Annotated in this window: 9 protein-coding genes, 3 tRNA genes and 1 pseudogene; 7 read left to right on the top strand and 6 right to left on the bottom strand. The window is 68.9% G+C overall.

Translation table 11 applies throughout. From position 1 onward, the window contains the following. Positions 1-207: 207 nt before the first annotated feature. Genes purL through purS form a run of 3 tightly spaced genes read right to left on the bottom strand, consistent with a single transcriptional unit; the run spans position 208 to position 3,391 of the window. Positions 208-2,466 (bottom strand): phosphoribosylformylglycinamidine synthase subunit PurL, encoded by a 2,259-nt coding sequence (gene purL / locus WH07_RS28590; protein ID WP_046506087.1) that lies wholly within the window; start codon positions 2,464-2,466, stop codon positions 208-210. Further along, positions 2,466-3,146, bottom strand: coding sequence for a phosphoribosylformylglycinamidine synthase subunit PurQ (gene purQ, locus WH07_RS28585; protein ID WP_046506083.1), 681 nt, complete (start codon positions 3,144-3,146; stop codon positions 2,466-2,468). The genes purL and purQ overlap by 1 nt, the downstream gene beginning before the upstream one ends. Then, the gene (gene purS, locus WH07_RS28580) at positions 3,143-3,391 is read right to left on the bottom strand and encodes a phosphoribosylformylglycinamidine synthase subunit PurS (RefSeq protein ID WP_046506082.1); all 249 of its coding nucleotides are present in this window, start codon (positions 3,389-3,391) and stop codon (positions 3,143-3,145) included. Before purS ends, purQ begins: the two co-directional genes overlap by 4 nt. 406 nt (positions 3,392-3,797) lie before the next feature. Between purS and WH07_RS28575 the strand changes: the two genes are divergently transcribed. From WH07_RS28575 to WH07_RS28555, 5 genes are all read left to right on the top strand, one after another. Next, complete coding sequence (locus tag WH07_RS28575; RefSeq protein WP_079023629.1) at positions 3,798-4,133, top strand: histone-like nucleoid-structuring protein Lsr2; 336 nt, start codon at positions 3,798-3,800, stop codon at positions 4,131-4,133. Between the two features lie 164 nt (positions 4,134-4,297). Next, positions 4,298-4,369, top strand: a tRNA-Gly gene (locus WH07_RS28570). A gap of 50 nt (positions 4,370-4,419) precedes the next feature. Beyond that, positions 4,420-4,495: transfer RNA gene (locus WH07_RS28565), tRNA-Gly, on the top strand. A 335-nt stretch (positions 4,496-4,830) separates the two neighbouring features. Beyond that, positions 4,831-6,297 (top strand): multicopper oxidase family protein, encoded by a 1,467-nt coding sequence (locus WH07_RS28560; protein ID WP_046506077.1) that lies wholly within the window; start codon positions 4,831-4,833, stop codon positions 6,295-6,297. Between the two features lie 63 nt (positions 6,298-6,360). Beyond that, positions 6,361-6,433 (top strand) — tRNA-Gly (locus WH07_RS28555). Positions 6,434-6,556: 123 nt separating this feature from the next. Here WH07_RS28555 and WH07_RS28550 read toward each other — a convergent pair. Further along, the gene (locus WH07_RS28550) at positions 6,557-7,456 is read right to left on the bottom strand and encodes a phosphoribosylaminoimidazolesuccinocarboxamide synthase (RefSeq protein ID WP_046506075.1); all 900 of its coding nucleotides are present in this window, start codon (positions 7,454-7,456) and stop codon (positions 6,557-6,559) included. Between the two features lie 320 nt (positions 7,457-7,776). Between WH07_RS28550 and WH07_RS28545 the strand changes: the two genes are divergently transcribed. Continuing rightward, the gene (locus tag WH07_RS28545) at positions 7,777-8,538 is read left to right on the top strand and encodes an SDR family NAD(P)-dependent oxidoreductase (RefSeq protein ID WP_046506073.1); all 762 of its coding nucleotides are present in this window, start codon (positions 7,777-7,779) and stop codon (positions 8,536-8,538) included. Between the two features lie 29 nt (positions 8,539-8,567). Beyond that, positions 8,568-8,939: a MerR family transcriptional regulator gene (locus WH07_RS28540; protein WP_046506070.1), complete on the top strand. Its 372-nt coding sequence runs from the start codon at positions 8,568-8,570 to the stop codon at positions 8,937-8,939. A 53-nt stretch (positions 8,940-8,992) separates the two neighbouring features. Here WH07_RS28540 and WH07_RS28535 read toward each other — a convergent pair. Next, positions 8,993-9,343 (bottom strand): annotated as a pseudogene (locus WH07_RS28535) (NmrA family transcriptional regulator); the annotation flags it as partial. A gap of 25 nt (positions 9,344-9,368) precedes the next feature. Then, entirely contained in the window at positions 9,369-10,829 is a 1,461-nt protein-coding gene (locus WH07_RS28530) for a N,N-dimethylformamidase beta subunit family domain-containing protein (RefSeq protein ID WP_046506065.1), read from the bottom strand. Positions 10,830-11,134 lie beyond the last annotated feature (305 nt).

Below are 11,134 nucleotides of genomic sequence, written 5' to 3'. Positions count from 1 at the left end.
TCCGTATCCAGAGGTGGTCGGGGTGGGGCGGGGATGTGTTTTTCGAACCAATGGTGGGCGTAGGGCTCGTTGTCGTATGTGTCCCTCCGCACGCCGACCGAGTTCCGCGTGCGGCCGGCCACGCCGAAGCCCCCGTCCGATGACCGGACAGTCATCGGACGGGGGCTCAACCGGAGTCAGCCGAAATCGGCCGGAAAGCGGAAACCCTCAGGCCAGCAGCCCCGGAATCGTCGCCTCATGCGCCGTCCGAAGCTCCCCGAGCGCGATCCCGAACTCGCCCTGGACCTCGATCTCCTCGCCGTCCACCACGCCGATCCGTGTCACCGGCAGCCCGCGCGCCCCGCACATGTCCGTGAAGCGCAGCTCCTCGCTGCGCGGTACGGCCACCACCGCGCGGCCCGCCGACTCGCTGAACAGGAAGGTGAACGTGTCGAGCCCGTCCGGTACGACCAGCCGGGCACCCTTGCCGCCCCGCAGGCACGACTCCGTGACCGCCTGGATCAGACCGCCGTCGCTCAGATCGTGCGCCGCGTCGATCATGCCGTCGCGCGACGCCGAGATCAGGATCTCGCCCAGCAGCTTCTCCCGGTCCAGGTCCACCGCCGGCGGCAGCCCGCCGAGGTGGTTGTGCACCACCTGTGACCAGGCAGAACCGCCGAACTCCTCGCGCGTGTCACCGAGGAGGTACAGAAGCTGCCCCTCCTCCTCGAACGCGATCGGCGTCCGCCGGCTCACATCGTCGATCACGCCGAGCACCGCCACGACCGGCGTCGGGTGGATGGCCGTCTCGCCGGTCTGGTTGTAGAGCGAGACATTGCCGCCGGTCACCGGCGTGCCCAGCCGGAGACAGCCGTCCGCCAGCCCGCGGGTCGCCTCCGCGAACTGCCACATCACGCCCGGGTCCTCGGGCGAACCGAAGTTCAGACAGTCGGAGACCGCCAGCGGCTTGGCGCCGGAGGCCGCGACATTGCGGTACGCCTCCGCCAGCGCGAGCTGCGCGCCCGCGTACGGGTCGAGCTTCGCGTACCGCCCATTGCCGTCGGTCGCCATGGCCACGCCCAGATTCGACTCCTCGTCGATCCGGACCATCCCGGCGTCCTCGGGCTGCGCAAGCACGGTGTTGCCCTGGACGAAACGGTCGTACTGGTCGGTGATCCACGCCTTCGACGCCTGGTTCGGCGACGCGACCAGCTTCAGCACCTGTTCCCGCAGCTCGGCCGCGGTGGCCGGGCGCGGCAGCTTGCTCGCGTCGTCGGCCTGGAGCGCGTCCTGCCACTCGGGCCGGGCGTACGGCCGGTGGTAGACGGGGCCGTCGTGGGCGACGGACCGCGGAGGTACGTCCACGATCTGCTCGCCGTGCCAGAAGATCTCCAGCCGGTCGCCCTCGGTCACCTCACCGATGACGGTGGCGATGACATCCCACTTCTCGCAGATCTCCATGAACCGTGCGACCTTGTCCGGCTCGACCACCGCGCACATGCGCTCCTGCGACTCGCTCATGAGGATCTCCTCGGGCGAGAGGGTCGCGTCCCGCAGCGGTACGGTGTCCAGCTCAACCCGCATACCGCCGGAGCCGGCCGACGCCAGCTCGCTCGTCGCGCAGGAGAGGCCGGCGCCGCCGAGGTCCTGGATCCCGGCGACGAGCTTCTCGCCGAAGATCTCCAGGGTGCACTCGATGAGGAGCTTCTCCTGGAAGGGGTCGCCGACCTGCACGGCCGGGCGCTTGGCCGGGCCGGTGCTCTCGAAGGTCTCGCTGGCCAGGACGGACACCCCGCCGATGCCGTCGCCGCCGGTGCGCGCGCCGTACAGGATCACCTTGTTGCCGGGGCCCGAGGCCTTCGCGAGGTGGATGTCCTCGTGCCTCATCACACCGATGCAGCCGGCGTTGACCAGCGGGTTGCCCTGGTAGCAGGCGTCGAAGACGACCTCGCCGCCGATGTTCGGGAGGCCCAGGCAGTTGCCGTACCCGCCGATGCCCGCGACCACCCCGGGCAGCACCCGCTTGGTGTCGGGGTGGTCCGCGGCGCCGAAGCGGAGCGGGTCCACGACCGCGACCGGCCGGGCGCCCATGGCGAGGATGTCGCGCACGATGCCGCCGACGCCGGTGGCCGCGCCCTGGTAGGGCTCGATGTACGAGGGGTGGTTGTGCGACTCGACCTTGAAGGTGACCGCGTACCCCTGGCCGACGTCCACGACGCCCGCGTTCTCGCCGATGCCGACGAGCATCGCGTCGCTGGCCGGTGCCTTCTCGCCGAACTGCCGCAGATGGACCTTGCTGCTCTTGTACGAGCAGTGCTCGGACCACATGACGGAGTACATGGCCAGCTCGGCGCCGGTGGGCCGGCGCCCCAGGATCTCGCGGATCCGCGCGTACTCGTCCTCCTTGAGGCCGAGGTCCTTCCAGGGCTGCTCGGCCTCGGGCGTGCCGCCGGCGTGCTTGACGGTGTCGAGGGTCTTGATGGTCATCAGGCGCTTACCAGCTTCTTCAGGATCGAGGTGAAGAATCCCAGGCCGTCGGTACGGCCCGTACCGATCAGCGGCTCCACGGCGTGCTCGGGGTGCGGCATCAGCCCGACGACATTGCCCGCGGCGTTGGTGATGCCCGCGATGTCCCGGAGCGAGCCGTTGGGGTTGCCGTCCAGATAGCGGAAGGCGACCCGGCCCTCGGCCTCCAGCTCGTCGAGCGTGCGCTCGTCGGCGACGTACCGGCCGTCGATGTTCTTGAGGGGTACGGAGATTTCCTGGCCCGCCGAATAGTCCGCGGTCCAGGCGGTCTCCGCGTTCTCCACCCGCAGTTTCTGGTCTCGGCAGATGAAGTGCAGATGGTTGTTGCGCAGCATCGCCCCGGGAAGCAGATGCGACTCGGTGAGGATCTGGAAGCCGTTGCAGATCCCGAGGACCGGAAGCCCGGCCTTCGCCTGCTCGATGATCGTTTCCATCACCGGCGAGAACCGGGAGATGGCCCCGGCCCGCAGATAGTCGCCGTAACTGAAACCGCCGGCCAGGACCACCGCGTCGACCTGCTTCAGGTCCTTGTCACGGTGCCAGAGCGGTACGGCCTCGGCCCCGGCGATCCGGGCGGCGCGCAGACTGTCCCGGTCGTCCAGGGTGCCGGGGAAGGTGACGACTCCGATACGGGACGTCACGCCTCCTCCACCTTGACGATGAAGTCCTCGATGACGGTGTTGGCGAGGAAGGTCTCGGCCATCTCGTGGATACGGGCGAGAGCGGCGGCGTCGACCGGCTCCGCCACCTCCAGCTCGAAGCGCTTTCCCTGGCGGACATCGGCGATCCCGTCGAAACCCAGACGCGGCAGTGCGCGCTGCACTGCCTGTCCCTGCGGGTCGAGGATCTCCGGCTTGAGCATGACGTCGACTACGACGCGTGCCACTGGCACTCCCGGTGGTGTGGTGCGGCTGGTTCTGCTGCTGTGTTCTCCGGGCGAATGCCCCGGATCCCGGGGAATCCCCCAGACCCCCCGCGCTTCCCTCAGCGTACCGGGCCGGAAAATCTACGCGGGTAGACCGACTCGTTCACAGATCATGACCCGACTTCGGACACCGGGCAACGCCGGGGAAAATCCAGGCCAAATCGCGGCCCCCTATTGCATGGGACACGCTGATGCAATTGGCTGGGCTTCACAATGCGCCGCCCACCGCTGTACAAAGGAATACAGCGGAAAGCAGCATTGGCCCCGAAGTCCCCAGTTAACAGCCGGAAGGCCGGCATCGCCGCACGTCAGCCGTGTTTCCCAGACGGCCCGGGCAGGGCGGTACCGCAGGAAAGGACCGATATCCGTGGCTCAGCGCGTAGTGGTCACACTCTCCGACGACATCGACGGCGGAGAAGCGTCGGAAACGGTCACGTTCGGCCTGGACGGGAAGATGTACGAGATCGACCTCAATCCCGCCAATGCAAAGAAACTGCGCAAGGCCCTGGCGCCGTTCATGGCGGCGGGCCGAAAGCAGACAAACGCCAGCAAGAACGGCAAATCCCTGACGACCTATCGGCACACCGCCCTCGCCCCCGATCCGGCGGCCGTCCGCGCCTGGGCCCAGTCGCACAGGATGGAGGTGCCGGCGCGCGGCCGTATCCCCAAGCGGGTGTACGAGGCGTTCCGCGAAGCGAGTTGAGAAGCGGCGGCCTGGCCGGGAGACGGCCGGGCTCCGGGGGCGGGCCCGCGGAGCCCGGCCGGACGACGCGGTGGCGCACGGAGTTGCACAGCACCCCCTTTGATCGGCTAGAGTCTGGACCACGCCGAGGGGCAAGGCCGAAAGGCAAGCGCCTCGCAGAGCGTGCGGGTGTAGTTCAGTAGCAGAACGCCCCCTTTCCAAGGGGGAGGCGCAGTGTGCAATTCCTGTCACCCGCTCTGCATCGCTCTCCGGTTCACCTCAGTGGATCAGGTAGGGTGGTGGGTGTGCGGACGTGGCTCAGTTGGTAGAGCATCACCTTGCCAAGGTGAGGGTCGCGAGTTCGAATCTCGTCGTCCGCTCCAGTGAAATTGATTGATCCGGTTCGCTTGATCCGGACAGACGCCCGGCTGGGTTTACCAGCCGGGCTTTTCTGTATGCACCGCCGTCGCAGTACGCACTGGCGTCACCGCATGCGCGGATTGATCGCCGTTTCGCGGATTCGATTGACCAGCGAGTCGGTGGCCTCAGTGGTGAATGTCTCACGCCAGAATGATCGGCGAATACCACCACGGGCCGGGATGGGCCAGGACGAGCCTGGATGAACAGTTGCAATACGGGCATTTCCCGTAATCACCTAGGCTCCGTCCGGCGGATCTTCGCGGGCCCGGCAGACCGCGACCTCAGACCGGAGAACGTGATGCGAACCAGGACCCTGGCCGGGGCACTTCTCGCCCTCCTCGCCCTGCTGGCGGGCTGCGGAAGCGATCCGGGAGGATCGGCCGGATCCCAGGCGCAGTCGCCGGGACCTTCGCCCGCCGCCTCGGCACCGTCCCCGGTCCCGCCGGGCGATCCGCTGCGGGAACCCGCACAGGTGGTGAGCAAGAACGGATTCCTGCGCACCCGCATCGTGGTCGAGCGCAAGAAGGTGGAACTCGCCGGCCGCCGGCTCTGGGCCCTGACGTACAACGGGCAGTACATGCCGCCGACCCTGCGGATCAGGCCCGGCGACCGCATGGATGTGTCGCTGGTGAACGAGATCGACCAGATGACGAATGTGCATGTCCATGGCCTGCATGTCTCGCCGAGCGGCCACTCCGACAATGTCTTCGTCATGATCAAACCGGGCGAGACATACCACTACGCCTACCAGTTCCCGCCCAATCTGGCGACGGGAACGTACTGGTACCACCCGCACGCGCACCCGATCACCGCCCGGCAGACCGCCGGCGGCATGTCCGGCATCATCGTCGTCGAAGGGCTGAAGCAGTATCTGCCGGCGCCGCTGCGGAACATCACCGAACGCACCGTCGCGCTCAAGGACTTCCAGATCCAGGGCGACCAGATCAAGACCGAGGATCTCAGCATCGGCGCGCCCACGACCCGGGTGGTCAACGGCCAGCTCAACCCCGTCATCAGGATCCGGCCCGGCGAGACGCAGCTCTGGCGGATCGCCAATATCGGCGCCAACATCTTCTACAAGGTGGCGCTGCCGGGCCATAGGTTCCGGGTGATCGCGCGGGACGGGAACCCGGTCACCAAGATCTACTCGGTCGATTCGATCATCATGCCGGCCGCCTCGCGCTTCGATGTACTGGTGGAGGGCGGCCCGGCCGGCAGTACGACCGAGCTGAAGACACTCCCGTACAACACGGGCCCGGCGGGCAACCAGTTCCCGGAGGCCACGCTCGCCACGGTCGTCTCGCGCGGCGAGCCGGTGCCCCGCGAGAAACTGCCCGCGACCTTCGCGCCGGCAATCGATCTGGCAGACGCCAAGATCGCGGCCCGCAAGACGATCACGTACACGGAGAACGAGGCGGGTACGGAGTTCTACATCAACGGCAAGCAGTTCGACCCGGATCGCATTGATTTCCGGGCAAAGCTGAACACCGTGCAGGAGTGGACGGTTCAGAACAACAGCGACGAGGTGCACTCGTTCCATCTGCACACGAACGACTTCCAGTTGATGAGTACGAACGGGAAGCCCGTGCCGTTCTACGGATACCAGGAAACCGTGGATGTGCCGCCTCGCGGGAACATCGTGGTGCGGGCCGCCTTCCTGGACTACACGGGAAAGACGGTGCTGCACTGCCACATTCTCAATCACGAGGACAAGGGCATGATGTCCACCTTGTTGATCTCGGACGGCGCGGCCCGGAAGGACTGAGCGGCCACACCGGAAGGACTGAGCGGTTCGCTGGGGTATAGTGGCACTCGCGTTACGGCGCACGCGGACGTAGCTCAGTTGGTAGAGCGCAACCTTGCCAAGGTTGAGGTCGCCAGTTCGAACCTGGTCGTCCGCTCAGGAGAGATACGAAGAGGCCCCCGGTCCAGGTGACCGGGGGCCTCTTCGTTCCGGCTCGTGTCGGCTCGTACCGCCTCGGCTCGTACCGCCGCGTACCGGTATCGCTACCGGTACGCGGCGCCTACCGCCATGGGGTGCCGGTGAGGAGTTCGTACACCTCCAGGTACTTCGTCCGCGTCGCCTCGACGATCTCCTGCGGCAGTGCGGGCGGCGGCTGCTCGCTCTTGCGGTCCCAGCCGGAGGCCGGCGAGGTCAGCCAGTCGCGTACGAACTGCTTGTCGTACGAGGGTTGCGGGTGCCCCGGCTCCCAGGAGTCCACCGACCAGAAACGCGAGGAGTCCGGGGTCAGCACCTCGTCCGCGAGTACCAGCCGGTCACCGTCGAAGCCGAATTCGAACTTGGTGTCCGCGAGAATGATCCCGCGCAGGCGCGCGAGATCGCGGGCCCGGTTGTACACATCGAGGGTCGTCCGGCGCAGCAGCGCGGCGGTCTCCGCGCCGACCTGGCGGGCGACCTCCTCGTATGTGACGTTCTCGTCGTGGTCGCCGACGGCGGCCTTGGTGGCGGGGGTGAAGATCGGGCCGGGCAGCTCGGAGCCGTCGGACAGGCCCTCGGGCAGCGTGACTCCGCAGACCGTACGGGACTCGGCGTACTCCACGAGACCCGAGCCGGTGAGATAACCGCGGGCGACGCACTCCACCGGGACCATGCGCAGGGGTGTGCAGACGAGGGTGCGGCCGGCCCAGTCGGCGGGGGCGCCGGCGGGGACATCGGCGGAGATCACATGGTTGGGTACGAGATCGCTGAGCCGGTCGAACCACCAGAGCGAGAGCTGGGTGAGGACCCGGCCCTTGTCGGGGATCTCGGTGGGCAGCACCCAGTCATAGGCGGAGATGCGGTCGCTGGCGACCATCACGAGGTCGCCCGCCTCGCTCCGGTACAGATCGCGCACCTTGCCGGTGTGGATATGCACCAGACCCGGCACCTGAAGGGGCTCGGGCTTTTCGACGAATCCGGACACGGTTCCTCCCCGTGGTTCTGTCCGACTCTCCGGTTTCTCCGGTCCAGGCCGGTTCGGGAGATCGCCTCGATTCTCCCGTACGCCGGAAGGCCCAGCTCCCGGGGGGTCGGGGAGGCCCGCCCGGCAGGTACGGCTCCACCAGCAACCGGCAGGTGCGGCTCCACCAGCAACCCGACCCCGCTCGCTCCGCACCGGCGGCTCGCCCTGTTAAGGCAGGCCGTCAACCGCGACGGCCTCCCTCTCCAGGACCACGTGGCCGCCGCGCTCGTCCTCCAGGCCGGTTGACCTTGCCGCCGGCGGCAGGGTTGAACGATGACCGTATGGACAGCAGCACCGCACCTCAGGTCAGCAGGATCGTCGTCGTCACCGGGGCCGGCACCGGGATCGGCCGGGCCACCGCCCGCGCCTTCGCCGCCGGGGGCGCCCATGTCCTCGCCGTCGGCCGACGCGCCGAGCCACTCGACGAGACCGCCGACGGGCACGACCGGATCACCCCGCTGACCGCCGACATCACCGCCGACGGCGGGCCCGGCCTGATCGTCCGGACCGCGCTGGAGCTGCACGGCCGGTTGGACGTGCTGGTCAACAACGCCGGCATCGTGCGCAGCGGTGCCCTCGGCACGCTCGCGCCGGAGATGATCAAGCCGCAGATCGCCACCAACCTGATCGCGCCCATCCTGCTGTCCCAGGCCGCGCTGCCGTCCCTGGAGGCGTCCGGCGGAGTGATCGTCAACGTGAGTACGTCCGTGGGGCAGCGGGCCTGGCCGGGCAGCTCCGTCTACGCGGCGACCAAAACCGCGCTGGAGCTGCTGACCCGTAGCTGGGCGGTCGAGCTGGCGCCCCGCGGGGTCCGGGTGGTGGCGGTCGCGCCCGGCGCGATCGACACCCCGATCGGCGAGCACCAGGGACTGACATCGGAACGCATGGCCGCGGTACGAAAGTGGCAGCTCGCACACACCCCGCTGGGCCGGATCGGCCGGCCGGAGGAGGTGGCCTGGGCGATCACCCAGCTTGCCGCACCAGCCGCGTCGTTCGTAACCGGCGTCGTACTCCCCGTCGACGGCGGGGCGGTCGTGGCGTGATAGGAGTTGCACCCGGGAGGGCGGGGCGGGTGCGGATCGGTGAGCTGGCCAAAGCGACCGGGGCGACCGCCCGTGCGCTGCGGCACTACGAGCAGGCGGGGCTGATCGCCTCGGAGCGGGCCCCCAATGGTTACCGCGTCTACGACGAGCGGGCGGTGGTACGGGTCCGCAACATCCGCCACCTCCTGGTCGCCGGGCTCACCCTGGACGACGTGCGGGTCTTCCTGCCGTGCCTGGACGGAGACGTGACCACCGCGCCGCCGTCCGACAAGGGCATCCGGGTCGCGGCGGAGCGACTGGCGGTCCTCACCGAACGCATCGCCGCCCAGACCGCGGTCCGGGACCGCCTACAGGCCGCACTCCGCCAGGCAACCGGTGACCGGCACCGGCCGGTGACCTGACCGCCCGCGGCACTGCAGTGTGGGGCGCCCCGCGGTGAGAGCGGTCTTGGCGTTCATGCCTGGACCGCAGGCTTCAGGACCTCTGCGCACCATTCGCGGAAGGTTGTCGGGCTCGCGGTGCGAGGGGTGCGCCGCACGCCGTCGTCGAGGCCGTCGTCCTTGGAGCGCACGGGGTGGCCGAGCACGTCGGACATGATGTGCGCCATGTCGTTCGCCGAAAGGGACTCGGGGCCCAGCACCGGGACCTCGCCCGTCCCCGTCCACGAGCGGTCGAGCAGCAGGCCGGCTGCCGCTGCGGCGATGTTCCGGGTGGCGGCCGTCGGTGCTTCGCGGTCGGCGGCGACGGTGCCGGTGAACACGCCGTCGTCGCGAATCGAAGCCGCCTGCCGCAGCACGTTGTCCATGCCCGGCTCGAACCGGCCGTAAGGGTCAGTCGCGTTTGCAGATACGGTCCAGGAGGTTGGCGGTCGCGCGCTGGATACGGGTGTCCACATGGCCCGGCCGGTCCAGCGCCGGGGACCAGGCGAACGTCCCCGAGGCGAAGACCAGCGCGCCGGAGGGGGCGCGGTAGAGCGAGGTCTCCTGGTGGCGGCGGGTGTTCTCGCTGTCGCGGTACGGGGAGTGCGCGAGCAGGATGCGGTCCTGGTGGTCGGGGAGCGCGGTGCGCGGGAAATACCGGTCGGCCTCGCCCGCGACCAGCCCGTCGATCTCGTCGCCCTCGCCCGCGCCGGTGGCCTCCCAGAGCCAGTGATCGGCGTTCCGTACGACCATGGGGTGCGGCTCGGGGATCCGGCCCGCGTACTGGATACCGAGAAGCTGCTGCTCCGGCCGGTCCACCTCACGCCAGAGCGCGGGGCGGCCCGGACCCCGGCGCTTGCGGCAGGTGAGCAGCCGGTCGGGGACGCCGGAGGCCGACGGGCCCAGCTCCACCTGCCAGTACAGGGTGTTGGCGGAGAGGAAGACCAGCGAGGTGCCCTGCTCGCGCGCCAGCTCGACGGTGCGCCGCATGGGGATCGACCAGTACTCGTCATGGCCGGGGAACACCAGGCCGCGGTACCGGGTGGGGTCGACCCGGCCCGCGTGCAGGTCGCGGGTATCGGCGTAGGCGAGGTCGTATCCGTACCGCTCGGCCCAGCGGATGAAGTCGTACGCGTGGCCCACATGGAGGGGCAGGCCCGCGCCCGCGTAGGGGCGGTCGAAGGAGACCGTCGTGGCGGCGTCCTGCTCACCGAGGAGCAGGCCCTGTTCGTCCCAGGCGTGATAAAGGCTGGCGCCGGTGTGGCCGTCCTCGGGGTACAGGTTGTACGCCTGCCAGGTGATGTCGGGGAGCAGGAGGAGCAGATCGGCCGGGTGGCTGTCGCGGACGGTGAAGGGGATGTGGGAGCGGTAGCCGTCGGCGGTCGTGAGGACGGCGACATAGGCGCCGAGGGCCCAGTACGACGGGATCTGGAGCCGCCAGGACAGCCACCAGTGGTGGCAGGAGACCGTACGGTCGGCGGTCAGCGGCGGCGGCTGGACGATGCCGGAGAGCCGGGGGCTGGTGATGATCTTGCGGGCGCCGTCGCCGCCGTAGTGCCCGATCCGGTAGATGTCGACGGAGAACTGCTGAGGCGGGTCGACGGTGACATGGAAGTCGATCGCCTCGCCGGGCGCGACCGCGCCGGTGGAGGCGAAGCCCTTGATCTGGCGGCGCACGTCGTCCGCGGTACGGGGGCCTCCGCTGCGGCCGCGGCCCAGGGTCGGGTCCGCGTACCAGGGGACGAGCTGGCCGGTGTCGTCGAAATAGTTCTCACTGCCGCGCAGCCAGGGCAGCGGGCCCTGGCCGAACGGGTCGCTCACCGCATGGGCGAGAGCGCCCGATTCCCATCGCCGGATCTGGTCCGCCCCCATCGCGCCCCCTCCTCCGAGCCGCCGAGCCACATCGGGTGGTACGGCCGTTTTTGATACAAGCGCCAGGCTCCAGCACATCACATAACGCATGCGGTCCGTCACCGTTCGTCGCTAATTGACGTTAACGGAACGGCCTAATCCGGATGTGGGGTGTGATATGGGGGATTCTTTCGCGTCCGGATGAATCGGTGAGAACCGAGTTCGATTTGCGGGGCGAAATTGGGTGGTCGGGACGGGGTGGTCGGGACGGGGTGGTCGGGGCCGGGACGGGTGGTCGGGGCGATGATGTCTGCGTGGTCACAGGC

The sequence above is a fragment of the Streptomyces odonnellii genome (genome assembly GCF_000981895.1).
Classification (GTDB): domain Bacteria; phylum Actinomycetota; class Actinomycetes; order Streptomycetales; family Streptomycetaceae; genus Streptomyces; species Streptomyces odonnellii.
Note: the sequence above shows the minus strand (reverse complement) of the source record. Positions and strands in the feature narration are given on the sequence as shown.